A 24,364-nucleotide genomic window follows, 5' to 3' on the forward strand; every position below is an offset into this window, starting at 1 on the left:
ATAAATGAATAAAACCTTTGAAGCTGTTAATTGAAATGTAAAAAATGATGATTTAACTCAAGCTTTTTTTGAGCAAAATTTAAGTCAAATGTGAACTCCCGATGAAATTCCAGTATCTAAAGATATTGAATGCTGAAATATGTTAAAACCTGAAGAAAAAGATACTTTTAAAAAAGTTTTGGTTTTTTTAACCTTATTAGACACACAACAAGGTTGTGAAAATTTACCTTCAATTAATTTTTTTGTCAAAGATTTGCAACAAAAAGCTGTTTTGTCTTTTATGGAAATGATGGAGCATATTCATGCAAAATCTTATTCAACAATTTTTATGACCATTCTTTCAAATGAAGAAATTGAAAAATTATTTACTTTTGCAAGAGAAAATGAGTTAATTCAAGAAAAAGCTAAAACCATTAATTATTACTTAGAAAAATTAAAAAATTTAAATGCTTCGCAAGTAGATATCTATTTAGCAATGATTGCTTCATGCTTTTTAGAATATTTTTTATTTTACACAGGATTTTTTTATCCAATTTATCTTTCAAGTAGCGGTAAAATGACAGCAAGCGGTGAAATTATTTCATTAATTATTAGAGACGAAGTTTTGCATGGTGCATTTACTTCAATGTTAGCCAATAATATTTACAAAAATTTATCAGATTCTGATAGGGAAGTGGTTGACAAAGAATTTTTTATTTTATTTGATAAATTGTGAGAATTAGAAACTGAATGAACCAAATATTTATTTAAACCTTTAAATTTAGAAAATGATGTTTTAGATTATATGAAATATAATGCTAATCGAACTTTAAAATTATTTAAAAAACCTGAAAAATTTGAAAATGTTTCAATTAATCCTTTAATTATTAAGGCAATTAAAAAAACTAATTATCATCATGATTTTTTTAGCACAAAAGGCAATACTTACGTCAAACACATTGAAAAAAAAAATGAAAATCTTTCAAGTAATATTGAAAATGATGATTTGTTCGACTTTTAATTTAAAAAATGGAAAAAAAACTACCCTATAAAAAAAATGAAAAAAAAAGCGTTGATCCTTATCAACTAAAAGATGAAAAAACATGAAAAAAGAAGAAACCTTCAGTAATTTGTTATGGATATAACCTAGAAGCTTTATTATCTACAGCAATTTTAAATGCAAAAACAATTAAAACAAAAATAATTGCTGATACTAAAGAACTAAAAAACGAAAATACTTATTGTGAAGTCATAAATTTTAACAATATAGAATATAACTTTGAATATTATCATTCTTTTTGTCTTGAAAAAAATTTTGTTTTTTCAAAAATTTTAAAAGAATTAAATGTTTATGAAAATATTGATTTTTTTTCTTTAAAGTACAATTATTTCTACATTGGTAAATTATTTCAATTTAATAGTAATGCTAATTCAAAATTACTTATTTTTTCTTTACAACAAAAATTTCCAATTGCAACCAAAAAAATTAATGAATTTTTTGATTTTTTGCATAAAGGCTATAATGATAACTTTTTTATCATTGAATTTTGCAAAAATTTTTCTTCAGGCGAAGAATTTTTAAATTTTTTTTTCTTAGAAGAAAAAAATTTAAAAGCTATTTTTGAACACCATTTATTAGAATTTGGAACTTCATTAAAAGACACCGATCCAATTGGATTTGCGATTTATCTTGCAAATTATTATATTGGTGGAAATTTTTATTTTTCTAATGGCCTAAAAAGTTTTTTTGATTTATTAGAAAAAAATATTAATAAAAATACCTTATCAATTCCTTTAATTGAAATTTTAAAATTAAAAAAAATTTTATCTGCAAAAGAATATATTACTGGTTATCAAACAAATAAAAATCAAATTTTTAAAGGAAAAAAATTTCTTTATTGTCAAAATTTTTATCACAATTTTTTAAATTATTTTGATAAAGATTCTGATTTTGTTAAAAAATTTTTGGATCTTTTTAAAAACCAAATTAAAACTTCAAGAACCTTAATTTTTTTAATTTTTAAAAATAATTTTAAATATTATCAAATTGCTCAAGAAGTTATTATTTTTAATGAAAATCTTTTAGATTTTGAGACTAATTTATCTCAAACTAAAAATAAAAATTATCAAAATATTATTTTTCAATTAAAAAACCACAGTTCAATCGAAAAAAACAAAAATAAAAATTTATTTTTAACAATTTCTTTTTTAGATTTTTTTGATAACTGAAAAAACGATCAAATTACCGAAACAGAAATCTTGTCAATAATTTTAAAAAGAATTCAAAAATTTTTTCCAAAAATTGATGATCCAGAATACATAAAATTTATTACTCCTTTAACATTAGAAAAAGAATTAAATTTTGACCAAGGAAAAATTTTTGGCATTAAATATGATAAAAAAAGCTTTAAATGATCAGATCATTTCAATCACACAATTTTTAAAAATTTTTATTTTTCCAATAATCTTGCAAATCCTGGAATTACTGGACAATTTTTGCCTTATACTGCAATTAGAACTGTAAATTGTCTTGACACTAAATTAAAAAAAAAAGAAATACACCATACAATTGATGGTCTAACCGCATCTGAAATGATTTTTCTTTTATCAAAACAATATGTACCCGAAAAAAACATTAAATGAAAAAATAAAAAAATAGGTTTTTGCTTTGATGATTTATATTTTATTGTTATAAAATTAACAGATAATAAGGCAAATTATTTTTTTACTAGCTATGATGATAGCATTAAATCTGACTTATTTGTCTATACAAGCACAACTTGTTTTAAGAGATTAACTAGAGGATACACATCAATCATCAAAGAAGTTCTAAAAAATAATTTTCGAGTAAAAGGTGGAGCTTTGATTTTTAGAAAAATTTTAAATACTACCTTTCCAAATTGAAATAAATTAGACAAATATTATTTAGATTTTTTTAAAAAATAGTTAATTTTATAGAAAAAATTTTTTAAAAATACCACTACTCTATCAAAATTTTATTTTTTTTAATACCCTTATTAGGGTGATTATTTTTTAAATCTTATAAAAATTTAAAAAAATCTCTTTATCAATTATCAAGATTTTTAAGTTAATTTACTTTTTTCTTAAGAATTTAATTTTATTAAACATCCAATTGATTTATGATATTAAATAATTCTGTCTGGTGATTATAAGTATCTAAAAGTTCATTCTCAGCTAAATTTTTAAAAGCGCTTGTTTTTTGTCCAAATTGTTCAAGTTCTTTTTCAAGTCTTTCGAGCTGATTTAAAATACCCTGGAATCCACTTTCACCACCAGCACCAGCACCAGAAACTCCAGCTTCCGCTCCCTCTGCCCCCGCAAAACCACCTTCAGCTTCAGCAAAACCACCAGCACTACCAGCCCCCTCAAAGCCACCTTCAGCTCCAGCAAGACCACCAGCTCCAGCAGCACCAGCATCAGCAAATGCACTAAAACTACCAGCCAAAGCATATAAACCACAAATAATCAAAATAACTATTATAATTGCTGCAGTAACAATTCCAAAAATTGCTCAAAATCCCAATCCAGTAGAATTTTTATCAAAATAATTAACATTAAAGTTTATTAAATTTTTATTTTTTACAATGCCATAGAAACTTCTTTCAGATTGCTGATCACTTGAAATTACACTACCATTAAATGTAAAAGAATCATCACTTTGATAAACAAAATTTTGAATATTTTCGTCGTAATTTTTAGTATCTTTTAAGTTTAATTTATTAGTTAAAGTGCTAGTTAAATATCGGTAATTATTTTCAATATTATCATTTATTGAGAAATTATTATTAGAAAAATACAAAGAAAAAGATGATTTTGTAGTTTTATTAAAAACATTAACATAATTATTATTTACACTACTAAATAACAAATAACTATTATTTACACTATGAAACAAAGAAACATTTTGATATATTGTATTGTTTTTAATTTTTCTTAAAAATTGTAAATAATTTTTTGAATAACTTTCGTTAAATTTACCTTTTACTTTGCTTTTTAGGTTGCTATTTTGCTGATTTAAATTATTTTTTTCAAAATTTAAGTTCAAACTTGAAAAGCAAAACACCCCCATTGTTGAAAGGATTAGCAAATTAAATTTTTTCATATATTCACCATAAAAACAATTCCTCAAAAAAGCATATTTGTTTATTTTATTTATTTAAATAAAAATTAAAAAAAACAAATTTTTTATTTTAAGTTTTAAAAAAATTATTTTTTAATTTTTTAGTTTTTTTAAAAATTTTCTTCTTTTTTTAAATATATTAAAAATAATTTTTAAATAGAAACTTTATAGCGCAATTGTAGTTGTTTGATAAACAGGTGAAAAAATTGGCATATCAAAATTATTTAAACTTATTCCATAAGTTTCCAAATATGTAACATTTGAATAATCTATTCCAAAATTTGCAATAGTACCCTCTGCCCCAGCAACCCCACCTTCAGCTCCCACAGCACCAGCATCAGCAAATGCACTAAAACTACCAGCCAAAGCATATAAACCACAAGCAATCAAAATAACGATTATAATTGCTGCAGTAACAATTCCAAAAATTGCTCAAAATCCTAGTCCAGTATGATTTTGATCAAAATAATTAACATTAAAGTTTATTAAATTTTTATTTTTTACAATGCCATAGAAACTTCTTTCAGATTGCTGATCACTTGAAATTACACTACCATTAAATGTAAAAGAATTATCATTTCGATAAACAAAATTTTGAATATTTTCGTCGTAATTTTTAGTATCTTTTAAGTTTAATTTATTAGTTAAAGTACTAGTTAAATATCGGTAATTATTTTCAATATTATCATTTATTGAGAAATTATTATTAGAAAAATACAAAGAAAAAGATGATTTTGTAGTTTTATTAAAAACATTAACATAATTATTATTTACACTACTAAATAACAAATAACTATTATTTACACTATGAAACAAAGAAACATTTTGATATATTGTATTGTTTTTAATTTTTCTTAAAAATTGTAAATAATTTTTTGAATAACTTTCGTTAAAATTACCTTTTACTTTGCTTTTTAGGTTGCTATTTTGCTGATTTAAATTATTTTTTTCAAAATTTAAGTTCAAACTTGAAAAGCAAAACACCCCCATTGTTGAAAGGATTAGTAAATTAAATTTTTTCATATATTCACCATAAAAACAGTTCCTTTTAAAAGCACATTTATTTATTTTATTTAATTAGATAAAAATTAAAAAAAACAAATTTTTTATTTTAAGTTTTAAAAAAATTATTTTTTAATTTTTTAGTTTTTTTAAAATTTTTTTTTTTTTTTTTAATTCTAATTTTTAAAAAAAATTTTATAGCTCGGTTGTAGCTATTTCACCAACAGGTGAAAAAAATGGTGTTTCAAACTCATTTAAATATATCCCATAAGCTTCTAATTTTGAATAATCTATAAAAAAATTTCAAATACTGTCCTCAACACCAATAGCACCAGCACCAGAAACTCCAGCTTCCGCTCCCTCTGCCCCCGCAAAACCACCTTCAGCTTCAGCAAAACCACCAGCACTACCAGCCCCCTCAAAGCCACCTTCAGCTCCAGCAAGACCACCAGCTCCAGCAGCACCAGCATCAGCAAATGCACTAAAACTACCAGCCAAAGCATATAAACCACAAGCAATCAAAATAACGATTATAATTGCTGCAATAACAATTCCAAAAATTGCTCAAAATCCCAATCCAGTAGAATTTTTATCAAAATAATTAACATTAAAGTTTATTAAATTTTTATTTTTTACAATGCCATAGAAACTTCTTTCAGATTGCTGATCACTTGAAATTACACTACCATTAAATGTAAAAGAATCATCACTTTGATAAACAAAATTTTGAATATTTTCGTCGTAATTTTTAGTATCTTTTAAGTTTAATTTATTAGTTAAAGTACTAGTTAAATATCGGTAATTATTTTTAATATTATCATTTATTGAGAAATTATTATTAGAAAAATACAAAGAAAAAGATGATTTTGTAGTTTTATTAAAAACATTAACATAATTATTATTTACACTACTAAATAACAAATAACTATTATTTACACTATGAAACAAAGAAACATTTTGATATATTGTATTGTTTTTAATTTTTCTTAAAAATTGTAAATAATTTTTTGAATAACTTTCGTTAAAATTACCTTTTACTTTGCTTTTTAGGTTGCTATTTTGCTGATTTAAATTATTTTTTTCAAAATTTAAGTTCAAACTTGAAAAGCAAAACAACCCCATTGTTGTAAGAATTAATAAATTAAATTTTTTCATATATTCACATAAATAACATTCTTAAAATATTTTATTGATTAATGATTTTGAAAAGGATCTCACTCAAATTTATAAGGGTCTGAGCTACCACCAGGTGACAAATGAGTAGTAACATTGTCAGGAGTAGAAAAATCGCTATTTTCTCCATATACATATGTGCGTTTTCCAGTGTTATTTGCAGTAATTCCCCTATTTAAATTTGAGTTTCCGCCACCTGATTGAACATTTTGTCTAGAAGTTCCACTTGTAGAAGGTTCATAATCTGGTTTATTTTTTCCACCTTTACCAACAGCGTTTTCTAAGTCATTTTTATTTGTTTTTCCAGTTTTTTCCCTAAAATAATTTTTTCCTTGTTTATATATTTTTTTTCCAAATTTAGAAGTTCCTTTTCTAAAACTTCTAAAACCTTTTTTACCGCTTTTATATCCTTTTTTTAAATCATTAAAAAAATCTTTACCTTTTTCTTCAAGCTTATCCCTAAAACTACTTGAATTATTTTCAGCCTCTTCTTCACTTATTCCTTCTAATTCTTCATTTGCGCCAGCACCAGAAGCTGTTTCACCTTCAGAACCAGTAATAGCGCTTTCTGAAAAACCTCCAGAAGCACCTCCAGCAGCACCCTCAGCATCAGCCATAGCACCTCCAGCAGCTCCTTCAGACACACCTCCAACAGCACCCTCAGCATCAGCCATAGCACCTCCAGCAGCTCCTTCTGACACACCTCCAACAGCCCCTTCAGCTCCAGCCGCGCCCCCAGCTGTACCAGTAGCTCATGGAGAACCATTTGCTCATGTTGGGCCTAAAGCGTCAATATCTCTTCGAGCTGCAAGCCACTCCCTACCGTAAATTTCCAATCTATCAAGTACGCCAGCAGCATCCCCAGCTGCTGCTCCCGCAGCACCACCAGCTCCAGCGCTTTCAGCTCCAGCAGCTGCAGCTTCGCCACCTACTCAACCAAAATAACTAGCAGCATTATAGAATCCAAATGCAATCGCAATAATTGCTGCAATAACCCCAACAACAATTAACAAAATTTTTCATCAACTAAGTCCCTGGAAAGTAGCATTATAATCTGTAGTGTAAAAATTAAATAGCAGACCATCTTTTATATCTCCATGAAACACTTTTAAAGATTGTCCATTATCTGACTCTGAAGTACCAGCAAAATTATATTTTTCATTACCAACAAAATTAAAGTTATTAATCGATGTTAAAAAATTATATTTTTTATCTAAATTTAATTGGGAAGGAAGGATACTCATTAAAGATGAATAATTTTTTTCAATATCTTTACCTAACAAAAAATTATTATCTACATAATTTAAAACAAATGAATAATTGGTTGATAAATTAAAAACATCAAAAAACCACCACTACTAACATTATTAAATTTTAAATTATCATTTAATTTACTATTAAATAGGGAAATATTTTTATATTTTGGTATTTTTTTATATTTATTTGCAAATACAATAAATTTTTCCTTTAAATTAGAATTATTATTTTTTAAATTAAAATTTTCTTTTAAAAATGTTTTATTTTCATAAGAATTTACTGTTTTAACTTGTGTAAATGGCAATAAAAATGGAGATGAAACAAATAAAATATATAATTTTTTCATACTAAAAACACTACCTATCAATATACATATAATTTTGTTTTACTATTTTAAATATTTTTTTTATTAAAAAAAAGGTTTGTTTTTTAATGTTTTATTTTTAAAAAATTTTTAATTTCTTTAATAGCAATATGATTATTTTTCGATACTAAAAAATGACCAACAATATCTGTTTCTTCAAAATTATCTTTTAAATAATCTTTAAAAATAATATTTTCATTTTTTATTAAAAAATCAAATAATTCATAATAAAATTTGCCAAAAATAAAATAACAAAGATAATCGCTTTGTTCATTTTTATTTTTTAATTTGGAATTTATCAATACTTCAAAGCAATTAAATTGATTTTTTAGTGATCAAAATGAATATTTTTCCACAAAACATGTAATATTTAAAACATGTCATTCATTTTTTCATTTTCTTAAAGATATTGTATAAAAAACTTCATTCTTCAAAAAAATATTAATATTTTTAACTAACTGCAAAATTTTTTTTTCAAGTTTCAAGTCAACATATTTTTCAGTTTTTATCATTAAATTATTAAAAAATGTTGTTTTTGAAAAAAAACAAGAAATAATTTTATGATTTCTTTTTACAAAAACTAAAGAAATTATTAAGTAACTAGTTTCTTCTTTTTGTACAAAAAAATTATTAAAATTAACAATATTTAATTTTTTTATATCATCGTGATTTTTAATTAAAAAAGAATTTTTATCAAATAAATCAATATTTAATTTGTTTTTTAAGATTAATGGAAAACCAAATATTTTACTAAACATTAAAATTGAATTTTTATCTTCAACACTAGAAAACGGCAACACATTTAAGTTAAGATTTCGAAAAAACTCTTGTTGCAACAACAAATTTTTTTGATAATAACCAATATTTTCGTCAAAAGAAATAATTTTTTGATAATACTTTTCAAATAAAAAAAAATTAATTTTTTTATCTGAAATAAAAACACAATCACATTCAGAAAAAAAATCATCAATTATTTTCCTATCAAAAAAATCACTAATGATTAGCTTATCACATTTTTCATCAAATGAACTTGCTAAAACATCATTTAAAACAATTGTTTCGTAACGATTTTTTTTACAATAATCCAAAAAAATCAAACTATTTTCACAAATTCCAATAATTCCAATTGTTTTAATATTTTTCAAATAATTAGTTTTCTACTACCATAGATTCTTTTGTAATTTTCACAGATGATGAAGTTCCAATTATATCTGCTCCAGCTTTAATCATTTTCAGAGCATCTAAATAATTTTTTATTCCCCCACTAGCCTTAATTTTTTTACCTTTGTTTAAATATTTTTTGAAAAGTTTAATATCTTCAATTTTTGCATTATCTATGCCAAATCCCGTCGAAGTTTTAATATAATCAGCATTTGTTTCATTAATTATTTGACAACATTTAATTTTTTCTTCCTCTGTTAAATAACATGTTTCAACAATTACTTTTAAAACTTTGTCATTTAATAAAGTTTTTATTTCATTTATTTCATCTTTAATTATTTGATATTTTTTTTCTTTTAGATCAGAGATATTTATTACCATATCTACTTCATCCGCCATCAATTTTAAAGCTAATTTTGCTTCTTTAATTTTTACTTCTTTTAAGTAGTAACCAAGCGGGAATCCAATTACAGTAACTACCTTACAGTTGGTATTTTTTAGCTTTTCTTTTACAAATGAGACATATTTTAAAGGAACACAGACGCCTCTAAATTGATATTTTTTTGCCTCTTCAATTAAATTCAAAACATCACTTTCTGTAACTGTTGGTTTTAAGAAAGTATGATCAAGGTATTTTTCTATCATTTTTTGCCTTTAATTAGTTTGATTTTTGAAATTTTAAAATAAAATTACCCAAATTAAAATCAATATTTATAATTGAATTCTTAATATCATTTTTAATAATTTCATAAGCGATTAAGGATTCAATATTTTTTTCAATATATCTTTTTATCGGTCTTGCCCCATACGCTAAAGAATAACCGTTATTGTAAATAGCATCAATGGCTTTTTTTGTTAAAGTTAATTTTAATTTTTTTTTAACAATTCTTTCATTTAAATTTTCAATATATAAATTGATAATTTGATAAACATTTTCTTTTGTTAAAGGATTAAATAAAATAATTTCATCTAATCGATTAATAAATTCATTGCTATAACTATTTTTAAAAATATCAATTGCTTTATCAAAATTTTTTTTAATTATTTCATTTGAAGCAATATTTGAGGTAAAAATAATAATTGTGTTTTTAAAATTAACTTTTTTTCCTAGTGAATCTGTCAAAAAACCATTATCCATTACTTGTAAGAATAGATTTAAAACTTCAGAATGAGCTTTTTCCATTTCATCAATTAAAATAACACAATAACTGTTATGATAAACTTTTTCTGTTAAAGTTCCACCTTTTTCATAACCTATGTATCCAGGTGGCGATCCAACCAATTTTGAAACACTATGTCTTTCAGAATACTCACTCATATCAAAGCGAAAAAAGTTATTTTCAGAGTCACAAATTACTTTGGCAATATTTTTTGCAAGTTCTGTTTTACCAACTCCTGTAGAACCTAAAAAAACAAAAGCTCCAATTGGTCTGTTTGGATCTTTAATATTTACTCTAGATCTTAAAATTGCATCACAAACTGATTTAATAGCAAAATCTTGTCCAACAATATTTTCTCTTAAAACTTTTTCTAAAGATAAAAGCTTATCTTTTTCTGACATTGTAATTTTAGAAACAGGAATTTTAGTTCATTTTTCAATTACTCTTGCAATTTCATAATCGGTAACAACTTCTTTTAAAATATTTGTTTTTTCTTTTTTTTCTTCAAATATTTTTAGTTGCTCTTTTAATTTTGGAATAATTGCATGTTTAATTTTTCCAGCAAGAACAAAGTCCCCAACATTTAAAGATTTATTTAGCTTATCTTCATTTTCTGTTAGTTGATTTTTAAGATTGTTAATTTCTTCTAAAACTAATTTTTCTTTATTTCAATTATCTTCTAAAACTTTTTTTTCAGCCTCAATATTTTTAATTTTTTTTTCATTTTCTTTAAATTTAAACTTTGATTCTGGATCTTTTTCTTGCTTTAAAGCTTCTTGTTCAATTTTTAAATTTAAAAGTTTTTGATTAATTAGATCTAATTCTTCCGGAACAGAGGCAATTTTTGCCTTAATATCACTACAAGCCTCATCAATTAAGTCAATGGCTTTGTCAGGCAAAAATCGATTACTAATGTATCTTTGTGAGAATTCAACAGCAGCAATTAACGCTTTATCTAAAATTTTCACTCCATGAAAATTTTCATAACTTGTTTTTAGGCCTCTCAAAATTGTTAAAGTATCATTTGCTGTGGGTTCTTGAACAAATATTTTCTGGAATCTTCTTTCAAGAGCTGGGTCTTTCTGAATATATTCGCGATATTCTGACAATGTTGTTGCACCAATACATTTCAACTCACCTTTTGCCAACGCAGGCTTTAAAATATTTGAAGCATCCATAGCACCCTGCGTTCTTCCAGCCCCAACAATTGTATGAAGTTCATCAACAAATAAAATAATTTTTTCTTTACTAGATTTTAATTTGTTAATAACAGCTTTTAAGCGACTTTCAAATTCACCCTGAAATGAAGCTCCAGCAATTAAAGATGACATATCTAATTGATAAACTAATGCATTTTGTAAAAATGTTGGAACATTATTTTCAACAATTTTTTGTACTAAACCCTCAACAATTGCCGTTTTTCCGACTCCTGGATCCCCAATTAATATAGGATTATTTTTTGTTTTTCTAGTAATAATCCTAATAATTGATTGAATTTCTTCATTTCTACCAATTATCGGATCTAATTTATTGTTTTTGTATAAATCATTAATAAATATACCAAACTTACTTAAAATGTCTGGATCTTTTTCATAATTTGGAGCAAAATTTAGGTTCATAACTATGTATTTTTTAAAATTTAAATTTTTTAAAATATCTATATCTAATATATTTAAATTATAAAATAAATTTATTTTATATTTGAAAATTCAATGTTTTTTATTTATATTATATTTATTTGAAAAACAAGCAAAATATTATTTTTGTTTATTTTTTTGCAACAATTTTCAACAACTAAAACTTTTAAAAATAAAAAAAGCAATCTACTAGAGATTGCTTTTTTTTAAATTTCTTGATTTTTTAGTTTAAAAGTATTAAAGTTCTGTTAAAAAAGGTTGAATTTCACCCTCAGTAACAACTATATCATAACCACCACCAGATGCTGATGGAGTTGAATAATTTATATTTAAATCAATATTATTTTCTATTTCAATTTCATCTTCAAAGTTTGCACTAAGTGGATCAAAATCATGTTCTAATGATGTTCCTTCAGCATTAACCATTACTTCACCTGTAGAAGAACCTCTTGGGATGTAATTTGAAGACGAACTATTTCTAAAATTACCAAAAATTCCTTGTTGAATACTTTCTTGATTATTAAGATATCATTCTTGAAATTTTTGTTCATCAAATTCACCACCCTTAGAATTAGTTTCTAAAGATTGATTATCGAAATTTTCACGAAGGGTATAATTATCACTAAATGACTCATTATTTTCTTGTGATTCTGAAATTCCACTTTCATTTAGTTCTGATTCTGCTTGACTACCCGGATTTTCTACATTAATGTTGGTATGAGTTTCTTTATTATCATAAAATGCATTATTTTCTTGTAACTGTGAAACTAAATCATCTGATGTTTTAGTTGTTTGACCTTCTAAATTAATTTGCACATTATTTTGATTATTTGATAGTTCTTCTTGAGAGTCTGATAAATAAGCGGTTGTATAAAAATCATCTTTTCTTCAGTTATTAATTCTAAAATTATAATTTTCTTCTGAAGAAGATCCATAACCATCATTAACTGGGCTAAATTTTTCATCATAATCAAAAAGTGGATTATCTTCAATGAAATTAGAACTTCTAGTTGAACTTAATTCTGGATTATGATTCATATAAGATGAAAATAGTTCTGGATTGCTTCTAGTTGAACTTAATTCTGGATTATGATTCATAGAAGATGAAAATAGCTCTGGATTACTTCTAGTATAATTATTTTCTTGATCTGCTATGCTTTCTTCACTATTTTTGTATCCATCCATCTCTCATGTATTAAAGCTACCTCTATCATCTTTGAAAAATTCATCATCATATACTTGAGTTCCAACTTGAGTTCCAAAAACGTTATTTAGTCTGTGATACAAAATCCTTAGTATCAACATTTTCAGTCTGTGATACAAAATCCTTAGTATCAACATTATCAGTCTGTGATACAAAATCCTTAGTATCAACATTTTCAGTTTGCGCAACAAAATCTTTAGTATCAATACTATTATTATTAGTTTGTACTATTGAGTCATTAGTATCAACATTTTCAGTCTGTGATACAAAATCCTTAGTATCAACATTTTCAGTTTGCGCAACAAAATCTTTAGTATCAATACTATTATTATTAGTTTGTACTATTGAGTCATTAGTATCAACATTATCAGTCTGTGATACAAAATCCTTAGTATCAATACTATTATTATTAGTTTGCGCCACAGAATCATTTGTATCAATAATATTATTATTAGTCTGAACTATTGAATCATTAGTATCAACATTATCAGTTTGCATATTAAAGTCACTAGTTTCACCAACATTATTTTCAGCATGATTAGTATTTAAAAGATCATCTAAATTATTTGAATTCTGCCCAGATGGAACAGTATCATTATTTCTCAATGCATCTAGTCTAGCTTCTAATCTATCAAAAAAATCATCGTTATAAATTTCATTATCAGTCTGCATGTTAAAGTCATTAGGATCACCAACATTATTTTCAGTATGATTAGTATTTAAAAGATCATCTAAACTAGTTGAATTTCGTCCAGATGTAACATCAGCATTTTCTCTCAAAGCATCTAGTCTAGCTTGTAATTCAGTAATAATATCATTATTATTGTTTTTTCCGCCTACATTCTCTGGAATTTGTTCATAGTCACTATGTAAATTAATATCATCATAAATTCCTGAAATATCAATTTCACTTTTATTAGATGTTATGCTTACATTATCTCCAAAACCATCAATTCTATCTTGTATTCCAGATTCAACATTATTATTTGGTAAGTTATTTAAATAATCTGAAATATTTTCTTTCATAGCTTCTATTCTAGCTTGTAATTCATCAATAATATCATTAGTATCAGTTTGTGAACCAAAATCAAATGAATTATTACTTATTTCATTATTAGTTGATCCAAAATTATTGGTATTAAAACTATTAAAATTTTCATTTAATTCTGGATTTTCTGGTCTATTTATTACATTATTAGCATTGTCAAAGTTATACAAAATCCCATCAGAACTTTCTGATGCTTTCAAATCCATATGTTCATTTAAATTATGATTAGTATTTAAAAGATCATCTAAACTAGTTGAATTTCGTCCAGATGAAACATCAGCATTTTCTCTCAAAGCATCTAGTCTAGCTTGTAATTCAGTAATAATATCATTATTATTGTTTTTTCCGCCCCTAAAATTAAAAAATCTTTTAAATTTACCACCAACTCTACCGACACTATTATGAAATCAATTTTTTAACGAATCAAAAATACTACTACCACGATTTCCGCCTACGTTTTCTGGAATTTGTTCATAGTCACTATGCAAATCATTATCTCTACTATGCAAATCAATATCATATCATGATTCTTCTGACTGATTGTCAGCTACATTAGATGTTATGCTTACATTATCTTCTAAACCATCAATTCTATCTTGCATTCCAGATCCAACATTATTATTTGTTAAGTCATTTAATTCATTTAAAAGATTTTCGCTATTATCACTATTTACACTATCTCATTCAATAATATGATCCATTTGTAGACTAGATTCGTTGCTATTACTTCTACCACATCTAAATCATCTAAAAAATCTTTCAATATTTCCAACACCACTAGCAGTATTTATTGCATTTCTAATTGTTTCTCCAACTGCATTAGCATCCTGAATAGCACCATTAACACCAGAACCAGTTCCAGTAGCAATACCACCTGTTGAACCAGCTTCTGCTCCTTCAGCCCCTGCTGCTGCACTAGCTCCTCCAGCCAAAGCTTCACCACCTGAAAAAGCTCCTAAATAGCCAGCAAGTGAATACATACCACAAATTATCATAATAATAGCACCAATAGCTGCTATTACAATTTGAAAAATTTTTCAAAAACCTCATCCAGTACTTAAATTTTGATCAAATGAATTAACATTAAAATTTATAAAATTTTCATCTCTTAGAACACCATTAAATTTTCTTTGAGAACTTTTGTCTTTTGAAGTTACTGAACCATCAAAATCAAAATAATTGTTAGTTTGATAATCAAAGTCTTGAACTACTTCATCATAATTTTTGGTATCTTTTAGATTTAACTTATTATTTAAGGTACTAATTAAATAATTATAATTATTTTTAATATTTTGATTTATTGAAAAATTATCATTTATAAAATATAAAGAAAAAGATGATTTTGTACTTTCATTAAAAACATTAACATAATTGTTATCAACATTCTTAAATAACAAATTTTCATTATCAACACTTTGAAATAGCAAAACATTTTGATATGTTGTGTTATTTTTAATTTTTTTTAAAAAAATCAAATATTTATTTAAATAATCACTTCTGCCATTAACACCATTAACTACATTATTAGATATTTTATAAACATCACTTTGATTTTTATTGCTACTTTCAACAGTGTGATAAATATTTGCACACACAAAAAGTGAACCAACAAAGATTGCTCCTAATAAATTAAATTTTTTCATACTGTTTCACCAAAAAATTCATACTGTTTCACCAAAAAAGAATCCCTACATAATAGAAATTTTTTATTATTTTATATACTTTAATTAAAAAATTAAATTTCCAAAAAATTAAATATTTTCTATAAATATATTAAAAAAATTAATTAAAATTAACTAATGAAAAACAACCAAAATGTTTTTGATTTAAGCACTTATTTTATTGATAAATTAAATTTAAATAATTTATCAATTGAAGAATTACAATACAAAAGAAAATTTTGTTTAAACGCTTTATATTTATCATATTTAGATGAACTTTTAAAATCTAATGTTTTTGGATTTCAAAAAAATAATTGTAAAAATGTCTATTGAAAAGAATATTATTTTTGAAAAAACTTTTACTTTCCAACTTTTGACTATACATTGGTTTATGCTAGAGACATTTTTAAATATAAACAAGGTAATATTTTTTTTTCTGCAGTAGAAACTCACAAAAGAAATCGTAGGTTTGATAAGAAAGAATGGAAAAACAAGTATCTTTTAAAAAGTTGATGAGAAAAAAATGATGATAAATTATATATTGAAGAAAATGACAAATTTTCTTATCTTCCAGATGATGTTATTAAAAATAATTTTACAAAAGCCAATTATGGCGATTTATTATTCACTTATTCGCTTCCATTTGGTAAAATAAGTTTTTTAAAGACGAGCGATGTTTTTTTAAGTAGATCTATTGTTATTTTTAAAAATAACAATGAAAAGATATATTTAAATTTATTTTTTTACTATTTTTTTAAAGGCAATTCTTATTTATTTGAAAATAATGCCGGGAATGGTTTTGGTTCTTACCTATTTACAAAATGAGGGTTTGATGCCAGTTGAATGATTATACCTACCAACTTATATCAACAAGCAAATTACATAAAAATGTTTTATGAACTCGAAAAACAAATTAGCTTATTAATAAAAATCAGAAGAAAATCAAGAAATATTTTACATTTTTTGGGAAAAAATTGCTTGGATGATAAAACTTATAAATTAAGTGATTTAGTAGAGAAAAGACGTCCTTTAACAATAACTAGCACTGATTTTTTTGATTGATTAAAATATCCAAGAGCTAATCATTTAAGACACACAGTTTTCCCTTGAAGAACAATAACTGCTGGCTATCAATGAACAAAAATTAATAAAATTTTGTATTCTGATCTTGCAGAAGAAATAAACTTAAAGAAAACTATTTACAGATATCATTTAAATGATCTAATAATTCCAAAAATTTATTCGAAAACCTCTAATCCTTTTCTTGTTGACAGGATCAATTTATATGCTTTTTCTACAGATTATCAGCCATTATTTTCAAAATTACCAGAGGTTTCAACTCATATAATTTTATGATCTATTCTTGGACAAAACTTTTACCAAAAATATGCTAACTTAACAAAAAGAGGTACTTCACTTGAAAGATTTGACCCTAAACGCTTTTTTAAAAAAGAATTAAAACTAATAAAACCAAAATATTACCGCATAACAGAACATTTGTCAAATGTTTACAATTTTTGTGCCAAAAATATTTCAAAATATACTAAATTACGTGAAGAGATTTCTAGATTATTGCAAGATCCTGCAGTAATTGAGGATGAAACTTATGAAAAACATTTGCAAGATATGTTTTTATTAAGTCAAGCAGCTAAAGAAACAAATATTTCTTCATTAAATCAAAAAGTTAAACATGAAAATATGTCTTTTTTAGAACAAGAAAACAAAGAAAATGTTGAAATTACTCAACAAAAAATTTTTGAAGAATCTGAAAAAGACAAATCATCTAAAAAAAAGTGATGAAAATTTTGAAAATAAATTAAATTTAGGATACATAAAAAAACTACAATTAACTTTTTTTAAAGCAATAATTAAAAAATCCACAATATTAATCTTTATAAATAGTTTTTTTCCTAGCAGCTCCAACAGATAAAATTTTAATTTTACAATTTACATATTTTTCAATATATTCAATAATTTTTTGACAATTTTTTGGCAAATCTTGATATTTTTTAATATTTGAAATATCAAGGTTTCATCCCTTAAATGTTTTGTAAATTGGAACACATTTCAAAAAGTCTTCGTAATTTTGAGGATATTTTTTTAATATTTTACCATTACAATGATATCCAACACACAGTTTTATGATATTTAAATGAGAAAAAACATCTAAATGCATAAGCGACAACATATTTATTTGATTTAATTCAACAGAATATTTTAAAATTACTAAATCTAACCAACCAATTTCTCGTTCTCTACCAGTAACTGTTCCAAATTCATTTCCAAGTAACTTTATTTTTTTTAAATCAATCTTTTCTGGTTTTATTATTGTTGGCATAAATCCATTACCAACCCTAGAACAATAAATCTTTGTAATACCAATAATTTTTCCAATGTTTTTGTGGGATATAGTTGAATTTAAAGGAATTGAAAGTGATGTTGGTGATGATGATGTAACATATGGATAGGTTCCATTTTCAATGCAAAGCATTGTACCTTGAGCGCCTTCAAACAAGCATTTTTTATTAGATTTTAAAATGCTCTCAAACATTTCCTTGTTATTAAAAGTTTTATTTAATAAAAAATCCTTAAAACCCATTAAATAGTTAAAAATATCATTTACTTTAAATTCTTGATAATTAAAGTGTTTAAAAATAATATTTTTCAAAATCAAAGAATTTTTAATTTTTTCTTTTAAAATTTTTTCATCATTAAATAAGTCAACAATTCTGATTCCAATTCTTCCAAATTTATCAATATATGAGGGTCCAATTCCCCTTAATGTTGTTCCAATTTTATTTTTTCCACTAACTTTTTCATTAATTTCATCTAATATTTTGTGATATGGCAAAATAATATGAGTATTTAAAGAAACAAATACTTTTACTTTTTTTTTGCTCTTTTGTTCAATTTCTAAAACTTCATTTAATAATTTTTCTAAATTTATTACACATCCAGATGTTATTAAACAAATTTTATTTCTTAATGCACCAGAAGGTAAAATTGAAAGTTTAAAGGTCTTATCTTTAATTTTTATGGTATGACCTGCGTTATCACCACCTTGACTTCGAACCACATATTGATAATCTTTAGAAATTAGGTCAATAACCTTCCCTTTTCCTTCATCGCCTCAAAAACAACCAATTACACAATCAAAATTTTTTTTTTCCATGTTTTTATCCAATTAAAATATCTTCTTTGGCATAATTTATTTTTCTTTTTCTTTCTGTAAATTTTTTACTTGTTGTCAAAATTAAAGTATTACTAATGGTTAATTGTCCAATAAACATAACGATAATAGTAATTATTTTGCTTGCAGTATTTAAATAATAAGTAAATCCAGTGGACAACCCAGTAGTTCCAAAACCACTACAAATTGTAAAAAATGAGTCAAGAACTCCATAATCTTTTATAGAGATATATTTTGTTTCATACAATGAAGTATTACATATCATTGTTGAAATTAAAAGCAATACACATGAAGCAAAAAAGACAATAAAGGCACTACTAACAAGATTTAAAGAAATTCTTTTTTTAAAAATGTTAATTTGTTTCTCGCCTTTAATTTTTTTTCATAGCGCCAAAACAACAATAAAAAGTGTTGTTCCTCTAATTCCTCCACCAGTAGAACAAGGTGAAGCTCCAACCCACATCAAAAGAGAAAAAATAATTTTTGTGTAGGAAGAAAATTGTTGCATTGGCAAGGTTGCAAAACCCGCATTTCTTGTTGACTGAGTATTAAAAATAACAAAAAATACTTTTTGAGTTCATGAGTAATTTGAGTCTGAAAATAGGGCTGGCGCTTTGTTATTACTTTGAAACGAATAAGTAGAATTATTTACAATATTATCAACTCCATTTGGTGAATGAGAAAGCGATTCAAACATAAACACTAACAATATTGAAAAAAAAGTAATAAAAAAATATGAAATTACTGAAAATTTAAACAATAAACTATAACGATAACTTTTTTTATAAACAAATTTATATTTTATTTTTTGTCAAATTTCAAAATATACTGGAAATCCAATTCCCCCAACCATTAACAAAAAAAGCATAATAAACTGAAAAAAATAATCAGTTGAAAAATAAATTAATGAATTATTCCCAAAAATATCAAAACCAGCATTGTTAATTGCACTAGTTGAGTGAAATCAACCATATCAAAAAGATAAAAAATAATTATTATTTAATTGTCCGATTAGGTTGTTAAAATTTTTAAAATCCGTTGAATTATTAACATTTAAGTTTGTTGCAGTATCTGGATGATAATAATGAAAATGAAACATTAAAGTAATTGACGAAATAAATTGCAAACCAAAGATTAAAATAATTGTTGTAATAATGATACTTTCACTACTTCCAAGCTTTGAATAGCCTCTTTCATCATTAAAAGCCAAACTATCAGTAAAACCAATTTTTTTTCCAATTGCTCTAATAAATATATACTTTAATACTGTAAGACCAATTCCACCTAATTGAATTAAAAATAAAACAATTATTTGTCCAAATAAATTGAATTGATCAAAAATACTAATTACTGTAAGACCAGTATCTGAAAAAGCGCTACCAGCCGTAAATAAGGCATCTATAAAAGAAAATTTTTCTTTTCCATTTGTATTTAGAGGATTTTGAGAAATATCTGTTTTTAGTGACAAATTTGTTGTCAAAACTCACGCTAAAAACAATAAAATTAATAAGTAATAAATAAAAAATTTTAACTTATAAGACTTTTTAAATCCAGAAAAAATATTTATAATTTTTTTCAAATTATTTTGAAATTTTAATTTTTTATCAAACATTATTTTTACAAAATATTTTAATATTTATTTATTTATTTTATTAAACAAAAATTTATTAAATTTAAAACAACATTATAATTTTTTTTAGTATTTAAAAATATAAGGAATTTTTTGTTATAATAATAATGAAGTTATATTTATGAATAACTTCAATATTTTTCAGTTTTTTTAATACATTTTTTATAAATATTGCTTTTTTTTAATTTTTGTAAGTTTTTTTTACTTTTCTTTTATTTTTTAAATAATTTACAAAAAAATATTTTATATTACTACACCAACCATTTATGTTGGTGTATTTTTTTTAAATTTTTAAAATAATAAAACATAAAAATAGTTATTAAAAAAATAAATTAATTTATATTATTAATAAATAAAAATATTATTCTTATAATAAAATTAAAAGAAAATATATTTTAAGTTTAATATTTTTTAAAGGCTACATTAGCAAGGTTTTTATGGAAAATGATTTTTGTATAATTGGAGTTGGAAAATTTGGGAAATCAATTATTGAAGAATTGATTAAAATGAAAAAAAATATTTTAGCACTTGATAGCAGAGAAAGTATTATCAATCAAATAAGTGCTGAAGTTGATGAAGCTTACATTATTGATGCGACTGACAAAGAAGCATTAATGGAAGTCGGTGTTGATCGATTTAAAACAGTAGTAGTTTCTGTTGGTAGTGATATTGAATCTAGCATTTTAATTATTGCCGCTTTAAAAGAAATAGGAATTGAAAAAATAGTCGCAAAGGCTTCAAGCGAAAGACATAAAGATGTTATTAACGCTTTAGGAGTTCACACAGTTGTTCTACCAGAATATGAAGTTGGTAAAAAAATTGCTTATCAGATTATTTATTCTTTCAACTATTACCTAGTCCCATTAGACAAAAATTTTTGTTTATTAAAAATTACTTTAAATAATATAAATTTAACCAAAAAAAAGTTATCAAAAATTAACTTTAGAAAAAATAATATTAATATTATTTCAATTAAAAGATTTAGTGAAATTATTAATCCCTCAAGTGAAATTGAACTAGAAATTGGTGATGAAATTATGTTAATTACCAATGTTTTTGAAATAGAAACAGTTAGTCAGATTTTTGAAGGTACAAAACAGATATAATTTTTTAATTTTTAAATATTTATTATATTTTTTAAAAAAAAATATTTTACTTAGCTTTAATAAAAAAGCACAATTAAAAAAAATAAAGAGTATCTTCAATAATAAAAATAATTTAAAAATATTAGATAAAATTTAAGTTTAATTAGTTAGAAAATTCACCAAATTCGGCAATGAAATTACTATCTTTTTTCAATATATAATTTTTTTTATCAAATTTTCCAAAAAATTTTGCAGATAATACTTTTAAATCTTTAGAATTCTCTTTTTTTCAAATAGATTTTAGATTAAATAAAGCAAAAATATTATTACACTCAAAAATTAATTTATTATTACCTATAGTTACATTATCTCCAGATACAGTAAATAAAGTATTAATTATTTTTGGAGTTACTTTAGTAATGGATTCGTATTTTTCCAATTTGTAACCTTTATGGCTAAAATTACCCATATGTCAAAAAATATTTTCACCTTTAGTTTCTTTATCTAATCCAAGATTAAAAGCTTTAGGATTTCATATTTTTTCACTACCCATTTTTATGTTTTTTGTATCAAAATTTGGTTTTCCTCATAATTGAATATTGTTATCACTTCACACAGTAAACTTAACACTAAAATCATTTTTATTTTCTATAGTTTTCATTTTATAAAACAAAGTAATATTTTTAAAAATTGCATAATGATTTTTTTTTTCTATATTATTAAAGTCATTTAAATTAATGATATTTAAATCAAAATTTGAAGAAAATAAGATATTATTTAAGCCAACTCATTTGCCATTTAAATTAAACATTATTTCTTTGATAAATGGATCATAATCTATTTCTTTTTCTTTAAGACTAGTTAATTTTTGCGATTCTATTGACAATATTTTTTCTGAATCTAAACTGCTAATATCATAAAAATTTATATTATCTTCTTTTAAATTTTTATCATTTATAGAATATTCTACATTTTTAGTAATATGATCTGTTCCAGCTCAAAAATCGTTAAGAGAAGTATTATAATCAACAAACTTACTATATTTTCGATATTTTTCTTCTAATGATAAATTAGTAACCTTACTAACAAACTTTTTATAATTAAGATTTTTATGTATTTTATTTACAATACTTTCACATCCTACAACTGAAAATGTTAAGGGAATTACAGTCAACAACGAAACCAATGATTTTTTTATTTTTTTTTCTATTTTCATTTTATTTACAGAAAAACGACCTTTTTTATTTTGTAAAATAATTTTACAATAGTTATAGTTATTAACTTTTTTACTATTACAAATTTACTTCTATAAAAAAATAAAAAAAACAATTCAAAAATGTTTGAATTGTTTTTTAATTAACTTAAATTTTATAAGATTTAATTTATAATATTTAAATTATTAATTTTAATTTTTTATTTATAATAAATTTTTTAGGTCAACTTCTACAAAAAAATTACTTTTATTATTAAAATGTAAATCACTTTTAGAAAACATTCCAACAAAATTTGCCTCAACTTTTTTATCAAAAAAAGTTTCTGCTGTAGCAACTCCTTCTACATTAGTGAAACAAGCAAAAAAATTTTTCACATTAAAAGAAAAATGATAAGAAGGATCTTTTCCACTTGGTTTATTTATAGTAAGTTTATCATTGTCATCAACAGTAAATAAATGATTAGAAGCTAAAGGTTTTAATTTTTCTTTTTCTAAACCAGTTCATTTAAACGTTCAATTTTTCAGTTCAACCTTATCATTTTTTAAATAGTAAAACATTTGATTATCACTATTAGCTAAGCCAAAATCTACATTTTTTGTATTAAAACCATGTTTTTTATCTAATGATAAAGTTTTAATAAATTCAGTAGTATTTCCTCAAACTGAAATTTTTTTCTTTTTTGTATCATCTCAAGGGATCATGATAACTTTATCTTTGTCGGCTTTAATTTGAAAAAATAAAGTAACATCTTTAAAAGTCATCGAAGATTTTTTAGGACCATATTTAACATTTTTTACACTTAAATCAAAATTTTCTGTAAATAAAATATTATTTAAAGAAACTTTGTTTAAAAGAACATTACCATCTGCGTCATATGTTATTCCTCCATCTTCTAACGTAGATAACGACTTAGAAGTTATAGTTTCCTTATCCTTATTTTCATAGTCAGTAATATCATAAAATTTTAAGTTATCTGCACTAATATTGAAATTTGTACTTCAAACTTTATCGTCACTAAATCTATTTTCATAACTACTAAAAGAAGTGTTATCTTTTATTGAATTTTTAAAACTAACTTTTTCTAGTTTATTAACAAAATCTTTGTAATTTTGGTCCCCCTCATCTTTACTTCCGCATGCAACTACTGAAATCGCAGAAGCAAACATAGTTAATGATGACAATAAAAAAGTTTTAATTTTTTTTTCTATTTTCATATTTTTCCTTTCTTTTTTTAAATTTTATAAGAGTTATAGTTGTTGATTTTTTTACTATTACAAATTTACTGATAAAAAAATATAAAAAAAAACAATTCAAAAAATTTTGAATTGCTTATTAATTAATTTAAATTTTATAAATTTTTATTATTAGTTAATTTTAATTTGTACAAAAAAAACCTATTTTATTTAAAGTTCAATTTTTTTATTAAATATCCAACAAACTTTGCTGTATTATTAACAG

18 protein-coding genes are annotated in these 24,364 nt (G+C 23.8%); 4 read left to right on the forward strand and 14 right to left on the reverse strand.

What is annotated here, in order from left to right; all coding sequences use genetic code 4:
* Positions 1-4: 4 nt before the first annotated feature.
* Positions 5-1,000, forward strand: coding sequence for a ribonucleotide-diphosphate reductase subunit beta (locus tag JTY60_RS01685; RefSeq protein ID WP_434414383.1), 996 nt, complete (start codon positions 5-7; stop codon positions 998-1,000).
* Positions 1,001-1,008: 8 nt separating this feature from the next.
* Complete coding sequence (locus JTY60_RS01690) at positions 1,009-2,925, forward strand: hypothetical protein (protein WP_434414384.1); 1,917 nt, start codon at positions 1,009-1,011, stop codon at positions 2,923-2,925.
* A 175-nt stretch (positions 2,926-3,100) separates the two neighbouring features.
* Here the strand turns inward: JTY60_RS01690 and JTY60_RS01695 are convergent, their stop codons facing one another.
* From JTY60_RS01695 to JTY60_RS01740, 10 genes are all read right to left on the reverse strand, one after another.
* Positions 3,101-4,102 (reverse strand): hypothetical protein, encoded by a 1,002-nt coding sequence (locus JTY60_RS01695; protein WP_434414385.1) that lies wholly within the window; start codon positions 4,100-4,102, stop codon positions 3,101-3,103.
* A gap of 183 nt (positions 4,103-4,285) precedes the next feature.
* On the reverse strand, positions 4,286-5,143 hold the full coding sequence (locus JTY60_RS01700) for a hypothetical protein (RefSeq protein WP_434414386.1): 858 nt from the start codon (positions 5,141-5,143) through the stop codon (positions 4,286-4,288).
* A gap of 174 nt (positions 5,144-5,317) precedes the next feature.
* Complete coding sequence (locus JTY60_RS01705) at positions 5,318-6,277, reverse strand: hypothetical protein (protein ID WP_434414387.1); 960 nt, start codon at positions 6,275-6,277, stop codon at positions 5,318-5,320.
* 38 nt (positions 6,278-6,315) lie between these two features.
* Positions 6,316-7,578: a hypothetical protein gene (locus JTY60_RS01710; RefSeq protein WP_434414388.1), complete on the reverse strand. Its 1,263-nt coding sequence runs from the start codon at positions 7,576-7,578 to the stop codon at positions 6,316-6,318.
* A gap of 20 nt (positions 7,579-7,598) precedes the next feature.
* Positions 7,599-7,898: a hypothetical protein gene (locus JTY60_RS01715; RefSeq protein WP_434414389.1), complete on the reverse strand. Its 300-nt coding sequence runs from the start codon at positions 7,896-7,898 to the stop codon at positions 7,599-7,601.
* An 83-nt stretch (positions 7,899-7,981) separates the two neighbouring features.
* Positions 7,982-9,061 carry a hypothetical protein gene (locus tag JTY60_RS01720; protein ID WP_434414390.1) on the reverse strand — a complete coding sequence of 360 codons (1,080 nt, stop codon included), beginning with the start codon at positions 9,059-9,061 and terminating at the stop codon, positions 7,982-7,984.
* A gap of 4 nt (positions 9,062-9,065) precedes the next feature.
* On the reverse strand, positions 9,066-9,722 hold the full coding sequence (gene deoC, locus JTY60_RS01725; RefSeq protein ID WP_434414391.1) for a deoxyribose-phosphate aldolase: 657 nt from the start codon (positions 9,720-9,722) through the stop codon (positions 9,066-9,068).
* Positions 9,723-9,735: 13 nt separating this feature from the next.
* Positions 9,736-11,856, reverse strand: coding sequence for an ATP-dependent Clp protease ATP-binding subunit (locus JTY60_RS01730; protein WP_434414392.1), 2,121 nt, complete (start codon positions 11,854-11,856; stop codon positions 9,736-9,738).
* 255 nt (positions 11,857-12,111) lie between these two features.
* Positions 12,112-13,179: a hypothetical protein gene (locus JTY60_RS01735; protein ID WP_434414393.1), complete on the reverse strand. Its 1,068-nt coding sequence runs from the start codon at positions 13,177-13,179 to the stop codon at positions 12,112-12,114.
* Positions 13,142-15,769: a hypothetical protein gene (locus JTY60_RS01740; RefSeq protein WP_434414394.1), complete on the reverse strand. Its 2,628-nt coding sequence runs from the start codon at positions 15,767-15,769 to the stop codon at positions 13,142-13,144. The genes JTY60_RS01735 and JTY60_RS01740 overlap by 38 nt, the downstream gene beginning before the upstream one ends.
* A 156-nt stretch (positions 15,770-15,925) precedes the next feature.
* On the opposite strand from JTY60_RS01740, the gene JTY60_RS01745 reads away from it, so the two are divergent.
* Complete coding sequence (locus JTY60_RS01745; protein ID WP_434414395.1) at positions 15,926-17,602, forward strand: hypothetical protein; 1,677 nt, start codon at positions 15,926-15,928, stop codon at positions 17,600-17,602.
* 70 nt (positions 17,603-17,672) lie between these two features.
* On the opposite strand, the gene JTY60_RS01750 is transcribed toward JTY60_RS01745, so the two are convergent.
* Both JTY60_RS01750 and JTY60_RS01755 read right to left on the reverse strand, forming a co-directional pair.
* Entirely contained in the window at positions 17,673-18,959 is a 1,287-nt protein-coding gene (locus tag JTY60_RS01750) for an adenylosuccinate synthase (RefSeq protein ID WP_434414396.1), read from the reverse strand.
* Positions 18,960-18,963: 4 nt separating this feature from the next.
* A complete protein-coding gene (locus tag JTY60_RS01755) occupies positions 18,964-20,589 on the reverse strand; it encodes a TrkH family potassium uptake protein (protein WP_434414397.1) in 1,626 nt (541 codons plus the stop codon).
* A 455-nt stretch (positions 20,590-21,044) separates the two neighbouring features.
* Here JTY60_RS01755 and JTY60_RS01760 point away from each other — a divergent pair, with 455 nt between their 5' ends.
* Positions 21,045-21,713, forward strand: coding sequence for a potassium channel family protein (locus tag JTY60_RS01760; protein ID WP_434414398.1), 669 nt, complete (start codon positions 21,045-21,047; stop codon positions 21,711-21,713).
* A 142-nt stretch (positions 21,714-21,855) separates the two neighbouring features.
* Here the strand turns inward: JTY60_RS01760 and JTY60_RS01765 are convergent, their stop codons facing one another.
* Both JTY60_RS01765 and JTY60_RS01770 read right to left on the reverse strand, forming a co-directional pair.
* Positions 21,856-22,908, reverse strand: a complete 1,053-nt coding sequence (locus tag JTY60_RS01765; RefSeq protein WP_434414399.1) for a hypothetical protein — start codon at positions 22,906-22,908, stop codon at positions 21,856-21,858.
* Positions 22,909-23,109: 201 nt separating this feature from the next.
* Positions 23,110-24,120: a hypothetical protein gene (locus tag JTY60_RS01770; protein WP_434414400.1), complete on the reverse strand. Its 1,011-nt coding sequence runs from the start codon at positions 24,118-24,120 to the stop codon at positions 23,110-23,112.
* Positions 24,121-24,364: the final 244 nt, after the last annotated feature.

The organism is symbiont of Argiope bruennichi (genome assembly GCF_051094275.1).
GTDB lineage: Bacteria > Bacillota_I > Bacilli_A > Mycoplasmatales > SG1.